This is a genomic window from Mesorhizobium sp. M1088, from assembly GCF_040318575.1.
In the GTDB taxonomy this organism is placed as follows: Bacteria; Pseudomonadota; Alphaproteobacteria; order Rhizobiales; family Rhizobiaceae; genus Mesorhizobium.
The window spans coordinates 21,573-35,254 of record NZ_JAMYMO010000041.1 but is presented as its reverse complement, the minus strand read 5'-3'; the positions used below and the strand labels follow the sequence as shown (position 1 = coordinate 35,254).

Genomic DNA, 13,682 nt, shown 5'->3' with positions numbered 1-13,682 from the left:
GGTTCCTTTCGTCTAGAAGCTCGGCGTTGCGGTTGGCACAAAGTCGGCCGTGTCGGTCGATTCGTAGTTGAAGGTGACGTCCTTCCACGTCTCCAGGGCCGCCTTGAGCGGCGTGCACCATCTGGCCGCCTGTTCGAGGATTTTGGTCCCTTCGCGCAGATAGTCGCGGCCCTCGTTGCGGGCGAGGATCATCGCCTCCAACGCGACGCGATTGGCCGTCGCGCCGGCCTGGATGCCGTCCGGATGGCCGATCGTGCCGCCGCCGAACTGCAGGATGACGTCCTCGCCGAGATAATGGATCAACTGGTGCATCTGGCCGGCATGGATGCCACCGGAGGCGACGGGCATCACCTTGTTGAGCGAGGCCCAGTCCTGATCGAAGAACAGCCCGGTTTCGAGGTTCTGCGGCGTGCGCTCCTCGCGCAGCGTGTCATAAAACCCCTTGATCATAAGCGGGTCGCCTTCCAGCTTGCCGACCACCGTGCCGGCATGGATGTGATCGACGCCGGCCATCCGCATCCATTTGCAGATGACGCGAAAATTCATGCCGTGGTTCTTCTGGCGCGAATAGGTCGAGTTGCCGGCCCGGTGGAGGTGCAGGATCATGTCGTTGCGGCGTGCCCACTTGGCCATCGACTGGATCGCCGTGTAGCCAATGACGAGGTCGATCATGACGATGCAGGAGCCAAGCTGTTTTGCAAATTCGGCGCGCTCGTACATGTCCTCCATCGTGCCGGCGGTGACGTTGAGATAATGGCCCTTGACTTCGCCGGTGGCGGCCGACGCCTTGTTCACAGCCTCCATGCAGTAGAGGAAGCGGTCGCGCCAATGCATGAAGGGCTGTGAGTTGATGTTCTCGTCGTCCTTGACGAAGTCGAGGCCACCCTTCAGCGCCTCGTAGACGACGCGGCCGTAGTTGCGGCCGGACAGACCAAGCTTCGGCTTCGTCGTCGCGCCGAGCAGCGGCCGGCCGAACTTGTCGAGCCGCTCGCGTTCCACCACGATGCCGGTCGCCGGGCCCTGGAAGGTCTTGAGGTAAGCCACCGGGATGCGCATGTCCTCGAGCCGCAAGGCCTTGACGGCCTTGAAGCCGAACACGTTGCCGATGATCGATGCAGTCAGGTTGGCGATGGAGCCGGGCTCGAACAGGTCGAGGTCGTAGGCGATATAGGCGAAGTACTGTTGCTCGATCCTGGTGCCTGGACCTGTGTTCGGCACCGGCTCGGATTTGAATGCCTTGGCGCGGTAGAGCTCGCAGGCGGTCAGCCTGTCGGTCCACACCACGGTCCATGTCGCGGTAGAGGATTCACCGGCGATGGCGGCGGCCGCCTCCTCGTGGTCGACGCCGGGCTGCGGCGTGATCCGAAACATGGCGATCAGGTCGGTCTCCTTGGGCCGGTAGTCCGGCTCCCAGTAGCCCATCTTCTTGTAGGGGATGACGCCCGACCTGTAGCGTTCCTTGCCTTCCTTGAGCGTGCCTGGTGAGGGCATGTCGATCTTGTTCATGGCAGGTCTCCTGTTTGCCGCTCAGGCGGCTTTCGCGGTTGCGATATGGGGGTCGAGCTTTCCTGCGGCGTAACGTTTCGCCATCTCATCCATGGCGATCACCCTGATCTTCGACGCGTGGCCTGCGGTGCCGAAGCGTTCGAAGCGATCGCGGCAAAGGTCGCGCAGGGCGTCCATGGCGGGTTTCAGGAATTTACGCGGATCGAATTCGCGCGGGTCCTCCGTCGCAACGCGGCGGAACTGCCCGGCCATGGCCATTCGGCAATCGGTGTCGATGTTGACCTTGCGCACGCCGTAGCGGATGCCGCGCTCGATTTCCTCGACCGGGACGCCAAAGGTCTGGGGCATCTCGCCGCCATTGTTGTTGATGATATCCTGCAGTTCCTGCGGCACGGAGGAAGACCCGTGCATGACCAGATGCGTGTTGGGCAGCTTTTCGTGAATCGCCTCGATCACCTGCATGGCCAGGATGCCGCCGTCAGGCTTGCGGCTGAATTTATAGGCGCCGTGCGAGGTACCGCAGGCGATCGCCAGCGCGTCGACCCGGGTGGCGGTGACGAAGTCGACCGCCTGATCGGGATCGGTCAAAAGCTGGTCATGGGAAAGCGCACCTTCGGCGCCGTGCCCGTCCTCGGCCTCGCCCTGGCCGGTCTCCAGCGAGCCGAGCACGCCGAGCTCGCCTTCGACCGAAGCGCCGACCCAATGCGCCATGCGTGCGACACGTTCGGTGATGGCGACGTTGTAATCGTAGCTCGCCGGTGTCTTGGCATCCGCCATCAGCGATCCGTCCATCATCACCGAGGTGAAGCCGTGGCGGATCGCCGACAGGCAGGTGGCTTCGTTGTTGCCGTGATCCTGATGGATGCAGAGCGGAATGGCCGGATGGATTTCGGTCAACGCCTCCATCATCTTGGCCAGCATGATGTCATTGGCATAGGAACGGGCGCCGCGTGAGGCCTGGATGATAACCGGCGCATCGCAGGCCCTGGCGGCCTCCATGATAGCGAGGCCCTGTTCCATGTTGTTGATGTTGAATGCCGGCACCCCGTAGCCGTGCTCGGCGGCATGGTCGAGAAGCTGGCGAAGGGTGATGCGGGCCATTGTCGGTTTCTCCTAGATGATGAGCTTCAGCGCCGCTGCCGCGACGGCTTCGGGCGTGATGTCGAAATGCCGGTAGAGATCCGGGGCAGGGGCGCTGGCGCCGAAACCGGCCATGCCGACGAAAGTGCCGGTGTCGCCGATCCAGCGGTCCCAGCCGAGCCGTGCTGCGGCTTCGATGGCAATGCGGGGCGCCGAGCCGAGGACGGCCTTGCGGGTGCCGGCGTCCTGCTGCTCGAAAAGCTCCCAGCACGGCATCGAGACAACCGCGGCGGCGACGCCGTGCCCGGTCTCCAGCCGTTCGGCGGCGGCAACCGCGATCTCGACCTCCGAGCCGGTGGCGATCAGCGTCACCGCGCGTTGCCCGACTGGCTCGCGCAGGATGTAGGCGCCCCGGCTCGACCGGTTCTCGTCGCTGTGTGGCTCGTCGCTAGGTGCTTGGCGCAGCATCGGCAGGTTCTGGCGCGAGAGCACCAGAACGCTCGGCCGCTTCTCGCTTCTCAGCGCCAGTTCCCAGGACTCCGCCGTTTCGATGATGTCGGCCGGGCGGAAGACGTTGAGGTTTGGCGTCGCCCGCAGCATCGCCAGGTGCTCGACCGGCTGGTGGGTCGGGCCGTCCTCGCCGAGACCGATGGAATCATGCGTCATCACATAGATGACACGCTGGCCCATGAGCGCCGAGAGCCGCATCGCGCCACGCGCATAGTCGGCGAAGCACAGGAACGTGCCGCCATAAGGCACGAAGCCGCCATGCAGTGCGATGCCGTTCATGGCTGCGGCCATGCCGTGCTCGCGGATTCCATAGTGGATGTAGCGGCCTGCGTAGTCGCCCGGCGCGATGCGGCTCATACCCTTGGTGATCGTCAGGTTCGAATGCGTCAGATCGGCGGAGCCGCCGACGGTCAGTTCGGTTGCGCCATTGATCGCAGCGAGTGCCATTTCCGAGGCTTTTCGCGTTGCAACCTTGGTCGCCTTCCCGACATGCTCCTTGCGGAAAGCGTCGAGTGCTTCGAAGACCGCGTCGGGCAGGACGCCGGCGACCGCGCTCTCGAAGGCCTGCCGCCGTGGTGAGGCGGCAAGCCGCTGCTCCCAGGCGCGGCGTGCCGCTTGACCGCGGGCGGCAACCTCGCGCCAGGCGACAAGGATATCGTCCGGCACCTCGAACGGCGCGAAGGCCCAGCCGATGTTTTCGCGCGTCGCGGCGATCTCCGCATCGCCCAGCGGCGCGCCATGCGTCTTTTCCGAACCACCCAAATTTGGGGCGCCCTTGCCGATCACCGTGCGGCAGGCGATCAGAGACGGCTGGTCCGATTGCTGCGCCGCTTCGATTGCCGCCGCAACGGCTTCCGTGTCGTGGCCGTTCACCGACTGGACATGCCATCCAGCGGCTTTGAACCGCGCCGGCTGGTCCATCGATGTCGACAGGGAAGTGGGCCCGTCGATCGAGATCGCATTGTCGTCCCAAAAGACGATCAGCCGGGAGAGCTTCAGGTGACCGGCAAGATCGATCGCCTCGTGGCTGATGCCTTCCTGCAGGCAGCCGTCGCCGGCGATTGCGTAGGTGAAATGGTCGACGAGATCGGCGCCGTGGCGGGCCGCCAGCATGCGCTCCGCCAGCGCCATGCCGACAGCGGTCGAAATGCCTTGTCCAAGCGGGCCGGTCGTCGTCTCGATGCCAAGCGCATGGCCATATTCCGGATGTCCGGCGGTGCGGCTGCCCAGCTGGCGAAACCGCTGCAATTCTTCGATAGGCATGTCTTCAAAGCCTAGCAGGTAATGCAGCGCATACTGCAGCATGGAGCCGTGCCCGGCTGAGAGCACGAAGCGGTCACGATCGGGCCAGTTGGGCGCCGACGGATCGATGTTGATGAAGCGGCTGAACAGCACCGTCGCGACATCGGCCATGCCCATCGGCATGCCCGGATGACCGGAATTGGCCTTTTGGACGCTGTCCATCGCCAGTGCGCGAATGGCGTTGGCCATGTCGCGCTCCGAGACGGCGGCGACGGGCTTCAGTGCTGCTGCCTGGCTGTTCATGGCGTCCTCCTCACGACACACGGTTCTTGCGTTCGATCAATTGCAGGATGAGCGGCGTCAGGATCAGCTGCATGGCAAGGTCGAGCTTGTTGCCGGGCACCACTATGGAATTCGGCCGCGACATGAACGAGTCGTGGATCATCGAAAGCAGGTAGGGGAAATCGATGCCGCGGGGATTGGCGAAGCGGATAACCAGCATCGATTCGTCAGGCGTCGGAATCCAGCGCGCGATGAATGGATTGGACGTGTCGACGATCGGCACGCGCTGGAAGTTGATGGCGGTCTGCGAAAACTGCGGGACGATGTAGCGGACATAGTCAGGCATACGGCGCAGGATGACGTCCATCACCGCCTCGGTGGAATAGCCGCGCGTTGCGCGGTCGCGATGGATCTTCTGGATCCATTCGAGATTTATGACCGGCACCACGCCGATCTTGAGATCCGCGTGCCTGGCCAGGTTGATCTTGTCGGTGACGACGCAGCCATGCAGGCCCTCATAGAAGAGCAGGTCGCTCGGCGGAAATTCGCGCCATTCGGTGAAATGTCCCGGCGGCGTGCCGTACTGCTTCTCCTCATCCTCATCATGGATGTAGGTGCGGGTCTTTCCGGTTCCCCGGCGGCCATATTGCTCGAATACCTCTTCGAGGATTGCCAGTTCATTGGCCTCGGCATGGAAGTGGGTGAAGTTCGGATTGCCCGCCTTTTCCTCCTCGGCCACCTTCGCCTTCATCGTGGCGCGGTCGTAGCGATGGAAAGCATCGCCTTCGATGAAGGCGGCCCCGATGTTCTCGCGCCGGAAGATCAGTTCGAAGATGCGCTTGACAGAGGTGGTGCCTGCGCCCGACGACCCGGTGATGGTAATGATGGGGTGCTTTGCCGACATGGTCTTCAGGCCCTGAAAAGGCCGCGGCGGCTGAACAGCGGCGCGCGCTCGCCGATGGCACTCGGCTCGGTGTGGTAGCGGGTGATGCGCGCGACTTCCCGCGCCGATCCGAAAACCATGGGCACGCGCTGGTGCAGGCTCTCGGGTTCGATTTCGAGGATGCGGGTCATCGTGTCGGTGGCCGCACCGCCCGCCTGTTCGACGAGATAGGCGATCGGGTTTGCCTCATAGACGAGGCGAAGTCGCCCCTGCCTGTAGCCCTTGCGCTTGTCGCCTGGATACAGGAATACGCCGCCGCGCATCAATATGCGGTAGCAGTCCGCAACCAGGGAGGCGATCCAGCGCATGTTGAAGTCCTTCTCACGTGGGCCTTCGGTGCCTTCAAGGCAGTCATCGATGTAGAGCCGCACCGCCTCGTCCCAATGCCGGTAGTTGGCGGCGTTGATGGCGAACTCCTGGGTTCGCTGCGGGATGATCCGGCTCTCGTAGGCCTGGACGAAGGTGCCGAGCCTGGTCGAGTGAACGAAGACATGGGTGCCGCTGCCGAGCGACAGAACCAGCGCCAGCTGCGGGCCGTAGATGAAGAAACCGGCGCCCAGCTGGTTCACCCCTGCCTGCAAAAACGAGGCGGCCGGATTCCCATCCGGCGCGCCAGTTGCAGGGAGAAGCGAGAAGACCGTTCCGATCGACACGTTGGTGTCGATGTTGGAAGAACCATCGAGCGGGTCGATGGCGATGGCAAGAGGCGCTTGCCTGTCGAGCAGCACCGGCTGCTCCAGTTCCTCGGAAGCGTAGAGCGCGACCGGAGCGTGGCGCATGGCGTCGAGGAAGATATCATCGGCGAAGACATCGAGATCCTTCTGGATGTCGCCGTCAGCATTGGCGCCGCGGGTTCCCGCAAAGGCGGTGCCGAGCACCCCTTGATTGATGGTGTTGCGGATCGTGGTGGCCGCCTGCGTCAGCTGACGGATGGTCGCTACGACCGCGGAGCGCAGTTCGTCCGGCTCGCCAAGATAGGAGTTCAGAAAAGCGTCGAGCGTTGCCGCTGGCATCGTAACCTCCCGATCGAGCCGCCTCTCCTCGGGTCGGCCGGACTGGGAAAGGAGAACAAACGACGCTGGATAAGTAAAATTCAATAACTTTACTCAAGCAGTAAAAAAATTTTAGTATGCCGCATGAGAAACCTCACGCTCAAGCAGTTCAAGACCGTTCAGGCAATCATCAGCCACGGAAAAATCGTCAGTGCGGCCAAGGTCTTAGGCCTGTCTCCTCCAGCGGTGACGATCCAGTTGCGGCAAGTGGAGGAGGAGTTCCAACTGGCCCTGTTCGACCGGACGTCGGACGGCATGCGTCCCACTGCCGCAGGTCTGGCCTTCGTCGAGACGGCACAGGCCATCGAGGAGCGGCTTCGTCTGCTCGAAGACAAGATGGATGCGATCAAGGGCGTGCGCGCCGGCAGCTTGCGGCTCGGCGTCGTTTCCACAGCCAAATATTTCGCGCCGCGGCTGATGGCCGCCTTCATGAAGGAACATCCCGATATCGACATGCGCCTTGCCATCGGCAACCGCGCCGAGACGATCGACAATCTGAAGAACCACGACATCGATATCGCGCTGATGGGACGCCCGGCCAAGGAAGTCCCGGTGCGTGCTTCGGTCTTCGGCGATCACCCGCTGGTCATCATCGCACCGCCCGACCACCCGCTGGCGTCGGCACGCGACATTTCCAAGGAGCGGATCGCCGAGGAGCATTTCCTCATTCGCGAGCCCGGCTCCGGAACGCGCATCTCACTGGAAATATTCCTGAGCGACGTGCCCGGCCGCATCGACGATCTCGGCGTCGAGATGGACTCGAACGAGACCATCAAGCAGGCGGTGATGGCCGGGCTCGGCATCGCCTTCATCTCTGCCCACACCATCGCTGCCGAAACCGAAGCCGGCCGGCTGGTTATCCTCGACGTTGTCGGCATGCCGATCCGCCGGCAATGGTTTTCGGTGATGCGCAGCGATCACGCGATCTCGCCGGCGATGGCGACATTCCACGATTTTCTGATGCGCAAGGGCGCGATGTACCTGCCACTGTTCGGCAAGCTCTATCCGCACGAGGAGCCGAACACCAAACGTCGCGCAACTTAGGGCGCGCGCGGTCCAGGCAAACGCTTCAGACAAACGATGGTGCATATCAGCGGCTGATCGGCTGTGATCTCCAGACCGACGTGCACGAGCCGAGGATAGGGAGGCATCGCGGTGGCACGCATTTGCGGAGCGAGGCGACCGCCCTCCAGCGCTGGGGCCACGGGTAGGGGCCCCGCGTTCACGGAACGGTGGGCTTTGATTGAGCGTCTGCTAGCTTACAATTGGTTCGGCGACAGCTTCTTCGAGGCCAGCTGCCGCTTGGGCGGCAAGACCGCGGGCCGCTGCTTGTGAATCGTAAAATTCCTCAAGTGCATAGACTCTGCCCCACCGCAGGGTGAACACGTGGAGACCACGGTTGACGTACGACGCGTCGCCATTGAGCAGCGTTGCGGTGCCGTCCCACTGGGCAAACACGGTGGTATGCCACGGCCAGCCCTTCACCCAGATGTGGTTGACCGTGAGATGGAGATTGGGCAGGACGCGGCCGAGGCGCTCAAACCAGCGGCGCATGGCTTCTTTGTCGTGGCGCTCACCACCAAGCGCGTGAGCGCCCGAAACGCGGTGATGGACATGCAGCGCGAGTGCCTTCACCGCCTCATCCCAGCGATGGTTGTTGACGTGGTCGAAGCTCTCTCGGATCGATTTCTCGACAAAATAACTGTATAGCATTTGACCTCTCCCCAAACTTATTCGATGGCGTGATCGAGGCACCGTGTGGCGAGCCGAGCGGACGCGAGAGCCCACGGCCAGCAGCACGCCGGCTGCAATCCGAACTTCGGCTCAGCGTATTGTCGCGTCGGCTCGCAGACGCATGTCAGTCTCGGTCGACACCGTCACCTCATCCCCGGACCTTGAGAACGCGTAGAGCGAGCCTCGGTGGCCCGGCATGGAAAAGGCCACGGAGTCATCGTCGGCGAGACCCATGACGACGCGCAGCGGATCACCCCCGGTCTTCGGCGCGAAGGTGGCGGTGACCTCCAGGAGGCCGCCGTCGACCGGGACGTAGTAGACAACCATGTCAAGGTGTCCGTTGTGCAGGCTGCCGCCCTCGATCGGGCGTCCGACGGTGGCTTCCTCGGCAAAAGCCGGGGTCGCAAGAAACAGCGCGGCCAGGAGCGATGCGCTCAGGGTTTTGCGGATCATTTCGCATCTCCTTTTTAGATTGCGTTCGAACTCTATATAGGCTATAGATTACGAACGCAATCTAAAAAAGAGGTCAACAATGCGCGTAAGTCGTACCCAGGCAGCGGAAAACCGAGAAACCGTCATCAACGTGGCAAGCCGCCTTTTTCGGGAGCGCGGCTTTGACGGCATCGGCCTTAAGGATCTGATGAAGGGTGCCGGACTGACCCAAGGCGCGTTTTACAAGCAGTTCGCATCCAAGGACGACCTGGCGGCGCAGGCGTCCAGGCGGGCGATGGAGAGCGCCACCCAACGATGGTCGGCCGCGACTACGGCAAAACCTGAGGATCCGCTTGGCGCGGTGATCGCGTTCTACCTCAGCATGGACCATCGCGGAGAAAGGATGGACGGCTGCCCGATCGTGGCGCTCGGTTCGGATGCCGCCAGACAGGGCGTGGACGTGAGAGCGTCGTTCGAAGCCGGGATCAGGGAATATCTTGAGATGTTTGGTAGTTGGGTTGGCGAGGCCGACGGCGAGCGGCCCGGCGACAAGGCCATGGCCATTCTCTCGACAATGGTCGGTGCGGTGCTCCTTTCGCGCGTCGTCAACGACCCCGACCTCGCGCAGGCATTTCTGGATGCGGCGACAGAACAGGTTCGCGAAGCAGCCGGCGCTTGAACGGCGTGCGCAGCGCTGGCGGCGCACCCAAATTGATAGGAAAATAGATGCGACGGATTGTTGTCACAGGCATGGGAGCGGTCACGCCCCTTGCTGCCGATGTCGAAGCGTCCTGGTCGCGTCTCCTGGCCGGCCGCTCGGGCATCCGCAGGCTTGCGGATGATGTGGTGTGCGACCTGCCGGCGAAGGTCGGCGGGGTGGTGCCCTCCACAGAAGAAGATCCGGACGCTGGTTTCGATCCGGAAGCGATCCTTCCGCCGAAGGATCAGCGCAAGGTAGACCGGTTCATTCTCTTTGCGCTGGCCGCGGCACGAGAAGCGCTCGCCCAAGCAAGATGGGCCCCCGTCTCGGAAGCGGATCGCTTGCGCACGGCCACGATCATCGCCTCGGGCGTCGGCGGGTTCCCGGCCATAACCGAGGCGGTGCGCACGGTCGACCGGCGCGGCGTCCGCCGTCTATCACCTTTTACGGTGCCGTCCTTCCTGGTGAACCTCGCGGCAGGCCACGTCTCGATCCGCTACGGCTTCAAAGGTCCGCTCGGTGCACCCGTGACGGCGTGCGCGGCCGGCATTCAGGCGATCGGCGATGCGGCTCGCCTGATCCGCGCCAACGAGGCCGATATTGCCGTGTGCGGCGGGACGGAAGCATGCATGAATCTTGTCAGCCTCGGTGGGTTTGCGGCGGCACGCTCTCTTTCGACGTCCTTCAATCACCGTCCTGATGAGGCCTCCCGACCGTTCGACAAGTCGCGGGACGGCTTCGTCATGGGCGAAGGAGCAGGCATGCTGGTCATCGAGGAATTGAGCCACGCGCTGGCGCGCGGCGCAAGACCGCTGGCCGAGCTTGTCGGCTACGGCACGACGGCGGATGCTCATCACGTCACCTCCGGTCCCGAGGACGGCGACGGTGCGCGCCGGGCCATGGAGGTCGCAATCGCCCAAGCAGGGATTTCGCCCCGCGAGGTTCGTCATCTCAATGCCCATGCGACCTCCACGCCGGTGGGCGACCTGGGTGAGATCGAAGCGATCAAGAGCGTGTTCGGGCGCGATTTCGCGATAGCTGTCAGTGCAACGAAATCGGCGACCGGACACCTGCTCGGAGCCGCCGGCGGGCTCGGAGCAATCTTCGCAATCCTGGCGCTCAGGGATCAGATGGCACCGCCGACCCTCAATCTGAGCGCTCCCGATCCGGCCGGCGACGGGATCGACTTCGTCGCAAACCGGGCCCGGCCGATGGCGACGGGCTACGCAATCGCCAATGGCTTCGGCTTCGGAGGCGTTAATGCCAGCGCGCTGTTCCGGCGCTGGACGGATGATCTGGCCGGCGCGAGTACCGGAGGCGCTCATGATTGACGCCTTTCGCTCCGACCTGTCGTGCTTCTCCCACGCCAATCCAAAACGAAGAAAGAAGTGACCTCCATGAACAAGACCAATCTAGGCGTCGCCCTGGTGACGGGGGCATCCAGCGGTATCGGGCACACAACGGCCAAAGCCCTGCAGAACGCGGGCTTTCGCGTGTTCGGAACCAGCCGTCGCGCGGTCGTCGACCGATCCGATGGCGTTACCATGCTGGCCTGTGACGTGACCGATGAGGCGTCCGTGGCGAAACTTGTCCAGGACGTGCTGGCCGAGACCGGGCGCATCGACCTGCTTGTCAACAATGCCGGCGTTGGCCTGCTTGGTGGCGCGGAGGAGTCCTCGATGGCCCAGGCCAAGTCGTTGTTTGACGTGAACGTCTTTGGCGTTATGCGAGTAACCAAAGCGGTGTTGCCGACAATGCGCCGCCAAGGCAAGGGCAGAATCGTCAATTTGAGCTCGGTGCAGGGGTTCATTCCAGCTCCCTATTTCGCGCTTTATTCGTCGACCAAGCATGCCGTTGAGGGCTACTCCGAATCGCTCGACCACGAACTGCGTCCTTTCGGAATTCGCGTCGTGTTGGTGGAGCCCGCCTATACCCGCACCTCATTTGAAGAAAATCTCGCCAGGCCGGATCAGTTGCTCGATATCTATGACACTGCGCGCGCCGGCATGAATGCAGCTGTGCGGAAAGCGATGGAAAAAGGCGATGCGCCGGAAGTGGTGGCCAGGACCGTTTTGGCGGCTGCGACCGATCCCGCTCCGAAGGGGCGCTATGCGGCTGGAAAAATGGCGCGCCAGGTCAGTTTCCTGCGCCGTTTCGTCCCCGCATCCGCATTCGACAAAAGCCTGCGAAAGCAACTCGGGCTCCCGGTTTGATGACATCGACGAACACCCGTCAAGATCGGAATCATCGACGCTGGAAACATCGGCACCACATTGGCGCGGCGCAACCTGACGCGATTGCTCTGCAGAACGCCCTGCGGTCGTTGGCGTTAGATTAGCGCTATGTTATATTGCGGCGCGAAAGAGCGGGGGTCACGTTCCTTTCACACACGTAAGTGATCCGTATGTGCGATCGCTGCAGACTGGTCGGAATCACGGAAACCTCCCGGGCATGGGGTTCGGGATCGATGGGGACAAGGGGCAATGCTTTACACGCTCGTTATGATGGTCTGCCTGACGGCTGTGCCGCAGACCTGTGAACAACGCGAACAGATGGTGGACGGCCTGGCGATGAATCCCGGGACCGCCTTCATGCAGGCGCAATCGCTGGTCGCCCAGTGGATCGAGACGCATCCCGGTTATGTCGTTCAGCGCTGGCGCGTGCTGCCCGGCCGTGGATCATGATATCCGCCGCGAAGATCGAATGAGGTTCTATTTCTTCGCGGCGAGCGTTTCCGAGACAGCCTTGGACAATTGATAAAGCCGCTGCTCGATTATTGTCGGCACTTCACAGACGTAGGTCAGTGATTGGACGCGTTCATCGAAAATTCGCGTTGCGAATTTCAGCTGTTCGGTTCGCCGATCGATCTCTTCGGGATCTGCATCCGGCTTTGCCCGCAATGCATCGACCTCGGACGCTTCCTTGCGCAACGCGGCGGCCATTTCGAGCTGCTTGTGGGCGTAGCGGGAAATGCCGGAGATCACCTGCGAGCGCTCGGCGTCCAGGTGGTCGAACATGCCTTGCACCATCATCGCCATTTTGGGTGCACGTTGCTCGGCCGGCAAGGAGGCCGCGAAATCCCTGATCTTCTTTTGAGCTTCCGCAATCGGCATCCGGCGAGCCGACACTTCCTCGATCAGGGCGGAGATGGTGGGGTCCTTCGACCAGTCCTTCGCGGCTGAAGGAAGGTCCGGTCCGCTCCAGATCTGGCCGAGCGAGAGTTGCGGCACCTTGCGCTGCATGCAGGGCCAGTCTGGATCGGGGTTGGCTGCCATGGCGTTGACGCCCGGCGCGAGCATGGCGACCAGAGCCAGACCGCGAACATGGATCATTCGCGGCATCAGGCATTTCCTCCCGTGTCCTGTTTGCGGGTCATCAGGCCGCGCGAAGGGTCGTAGGCGATGATGGCGGCGGCAAGGAACAGCAGCGTGCAGCCGGCAACGACGCCCAGCGATAGCCAGTCAACCTGGCCGTAGAAGGCGAAGCGGATCAGTTCGACGGCGTAAGTAAATGGATTGGCGAGGCAAATTTTGTAGAGCAGGGGGCTAGCCTCCTGGATACGCCACAAGGGATAGAGTGCCGGAGAAGCGAAATAGCCGGGAAAGATGACGAAGTTCATGATGCCAGCGAAGTTTTCGAGCTGCTTGATCATCGAAGACAGAAGCATGCCGAGCGCGCACAGCATCATGCCTGACAGGAACAGCGCCGGCAGCACGGTGAGATAGCCAAGCGGCGGCGCTTTGACGCCCCAGAACCAGGCAACGATCAGGAACGCGTAAACCTGCGCGATCGACACGGCGACACCGGCGAGCATCTTCGACATCAGCAGGAACCAACGCGGGAAGGGGCTGACCAGCAGGGTGCGCATGTTGCCCATCTCGCGGTCATAGACCATCGACAGCGAAGACTGCATGCCCGAAAACAGCAGAATCATGCCGCACAAGCCCGGCGTGATGTAGACCTCGTAGAGCACGTAGGTCTTGTAGGGCGGGATGATCGATACGCCGAGCACCTGCCGGAATCCGGCGGCAAAAATGAACAGCCAGACGAGCGGCCGAACCAGCGAGGATATAAAGCGCTCGCGCTGATGCAGGAAGCGCAGGCACTCCCGCACGACGATCCCTTTGAGGCAAACGAGGTAGTGGCGGAGCCCAAACTGTTCGAACTTCACCGGCGTGAGGGCGGCGACTTTTGCGGGCAT

Annotated in this window: 14 protein-coding genes; 5 read left to right on the top strand and 9 right to left on the bottom strand. The window is 62.6% G+C overall.

All coding sequences use genetic code 11. The features are described from left to right. Nucleotides 1-12: 12 nt before the first annotated feature. Genes NKH49_RS29140 through NKH49_RS29120 form a run of 5 tightly spaced genes read right to left on the bottom strand, consistent with a single transcriptional unit; the run spans nt 13 to nt 6,576 of the window. On the bottom strand, nt 13-1,506 hold the full coding sequence (locus NKH49_RS29140; protein WP_352929013.1) for a ribulose-bisphosphate carboxylase large subunit: 1,494 nt from the start codon (nt 1,504-1,506) through the stop codon (nt 13-15). A 21-nt stretch (nt 1,507-1,527) separates the two neighbouring features. Further along, entirely contained in the window at nt 1,528-2,607 is a 1,080-nt protein-coding gene (gene fba / locus NKH49_RS29135) for a class II fructose-bisphosphate aldolase (RefSeq protein WP_352929011.1), read from the bottom strand. A gap of 12 nt (nt 2,608-2,619) precedes the next feature. Then, complete coding sequence (tkt, locus tag NKH49_RS29130; protein ID WP_352929009.1) at nt 2,620-4,641, bottom strand: transketolase; 2,022 nt, start codon at nt 4,639-4,641, stop codon at nt 2,620-2,622. A 10-nt stretch (nt 4,642-4,651) separates the two neighbouring features. Continuing rightward, nucleotides 4,652-5,524, bottom strand: a complete 873-nt coding sequence (locus NKH49_RS29125; protein ID WP_352831948.1) for a phosphoribulokinase — start codon at nt 5,522-5,524, stop codon at nt 4,652-4,654. A gap of 5 nt (nt 5,525-5,529) precedes the next feature. Then, nucleotides 5,530-6,576, bottom strand: coding sequence for a class 1 fructose-bisphosphatase (locus NKH49_RS29120; protein WP_352929007.1), 1,047 nt, complete (start codon nt 6,574-6,576; stop codon nt 5,530-5,532). A 123-nt stretch (nt 6,577-6,699) separates the two neighbouring features. Here NKH49_RS29120 and NKH49_RS29115 point away from each other — a divergent pair, with 123 nt between their 5' ends. Continuing rightward, nucleotides 6,700-7,659, top strand: a complete 960-nt coding sequence (locus NKH49_RS29115) for a LysR family transcriptional regulator (RefSeq protein WP_352474611.1) — start codon at nt 6,700-6,702, stop codon at nt 7,657-7,659. 210 nt (nt 7,660-7,869) lie between these two features. On the opposite strand, the gene NKH49_RS29110 is transcribed toward NKH49_RS29115, so the two are convergent. After that, nucleotides 7,870-8,328: a nuclear transport factor 2 family protein gene (locus tag NKH49_RS29110; RefSeq protein WP_352474610.1), complete on the bottom strand. Its 459-nt coding sequence runs from the start codon at nt 8,326-8,328 to the stop codon at nt 7,870-7,872. A gap of 111 nt (nt 8,329-8,439) precedes the next feature. Then, the gene (locus NKH49_RS29105) at nt 8,440-8,802 is read right to left on the bottom strand and encodes a hypothetical protein (protein ID WP_352929005.1); all 363 of its coding nucleotides are present in this window, start codon (nt 8,800-8,802) and stop codon (nt 8,440-8,442) included. 79 nt (nt 8,803-8,881) lie between these two features. On the opposite strand from NKH49_RS29105, the gene NKH49_RS29100 reads away from it, so the two are divergent. The 4 genes from NKH49_RS29100 (at nt 8,882) to NKH49_RS29085 (ending at nt 12,165) form a co-directional block, all read left to right on the top strand. Next, on the top strand, nt 8,882-9,460 hold the full coding sequence (locus NKH49_RS29100; RefSeq protein ID WP_352929003.1) for a TetR/AcrR family transcriptional regulator: 579 nt from the start codon (nt 8,882-8,884) through the stop codon (nt 9,458-9,460). Nucleotides 9,461-9,507: 47 nt separating this feature from the next. Further along, entirely contained in the window at nt 9,508-10,812 is a 1,305-nt protein-coding gene (fabF, locus tag NKH49_RS29095) for a beta-ketoacyl-ACP synthase II (protein WP_352617312.1), read from the top strand. Nucleotides 10,813-10,878: 66 nt separating this feature from the next. Continuing rightward, nucleotides 10,879-11,694 carry an oxidoreductase gene (locus NKH49_RS29090; protein ID WP_352929001.1) on the top strand — a complete coding sequence of 272 codons (816 nt, stop codon included), beginning with the start codon at nt 10,879-10,881 and terminating at the stop codon, nt 11,692-11,694. 270 nt (nt 11,695-11,964) lie between these two features. Then, the gene (locus tag NKH49_RS29085; RefSeq protein WP_352617307.1) at nt 11,965-12,165 is read left to right on the top strand and encodes a hypothetical protein; all 201 of its coding nucleotides are present in this window, start codon (nt 11,965-11,967) and stop codon (nt 12,163-12,165) included. Nucleotides 12,166-12,192: 27 nt separating this feature from the next. Here the strand turns inward: NKH49_RS29085 and NKH49_RS29080 are convergent, their stop codons facing one another. Next, entirely contained in the window at nt 12,193-12,822 is a 630-nt protein-coding gene (locus tag NKH49_RS29080) for a hypothetical protein (protein WP_352928999.1), read from the bottom strand. Next, nucleotides 12,822-13,682, bottom strand: coding sequence for a lanthanide ABC transporter permease protein PedC (locus NKH49_RS29075; protein ID WP_352929043.1), 861 nt, complete (start codon nt 13,680-13,682; stop codon nt 12,822-12,824). The genes NKH49_RS29080 and NKH49_RS29075 overlap by 1 nt, the downstream gene beginning before the upstream one ends.

Excerpts from the sequence above, each read along its gene's own strand:
- NKH49_RS29140 (WP_352929013.1), bottom strand. The coding sequence starts at position 1,506 with ATGAACAAGATCGACATGCCCTCACCAGGCACGCTCAAGGAAGGCAAG.
- fba (WP_352929011.1), bottom strand. The coding sequence starts at position 2,607 with ATGGCCCGCATCACCCTTCGCCAGCTTCTCGACCATGCCGCCGAGCAC.
- tkt (WP_352929009.1), bottom strand. The coding sequence starts at position 4,641 with ATGAACAGCCAGGCAGCAGCACTGAAGCCCGTCGCCGCCGTCTCGGAG.
- NKH49_RS29125 (WP_352831948.1), bottom strand. The coding sequence starts at position 5,524 with ATGTCGGCAAAGCACCCCATCATTACCATCACCGGGTCGTCGGGCGCA.
- NKH49_RS29120 (WP_352929007.1), bottom strand. The coding sequence starts at position 6,576 with ATGCCAGCGGCAACGCTCGACGCTTTTCTGAACTCCTATCTTGGCGAG.
- NKH49_RS29115 (WP_352474611.1), top strand. The coding sequence starts at position 6,700 with ATGAGAAACCTCACGCTCAAGCAGTTCAAGACCGTTCAGGCAATCATC.
- NKH49_RS29110 (WP_352474610.1), bottom strand. The coding sequence starts at position 8,328 with ATGCTATACAGTTATTTTGTCGAGAAATCGATCCGAGAGAGCTTCGAC.
- NKH49_RS29105 (WP_352929005.1), bottom strand. The coding sequence starts at position 8,802 with ATGATCCGCAAAACCCTGAGCGCATCGCTCCTGGCCGCGCTGTTTCTT.
- NKH49_RS29100 (WP_352929003.1), top strand. The coding sequence starts at position 8,882 with ATGCGCGTAAGTCGTACCCAGGCAGCGGAAAACCGAGAAACCGTCATC.
- fabF (WP_352617312.1), top strand. The coding sequence starts at position 9,508 with ATGCGACGGATTGTTGTCACAGGCATGGGAGCGGTCACGCCCCTTGCT.
- NKH49_RS29090 (WP_352929001.1), top strand. The coding sequence starts at position 10,879 with ATGAACAAGACCAATCTAGGCGTCGCCCTGGTGACGGGGGCATCCAGC.
- NKH49_RS29085 (WP_352617307.1), top strand. The coding sequence starts at position 11,965 with ATGCTTTACACGCTCGTTATGATGGTCTGCCTGACGGCTGTGCCGCAG.
- NKH49_RS29080 (WP_352928999.1), bottom strand. The coding sequence starts at position 12,822 with ATGCCGCGAATGATCCATGTTCGCGGTCTGGCTCTGGTCGCCATGCTC.
- NKH49_RS29075 (WP_352929043.1), bottom strand. The coding sequence starts at position 13,682 with ATGCCCGCAAAAGTCGCCGCCCTCACGCCGGTGAAGTTCGAACAGTTT.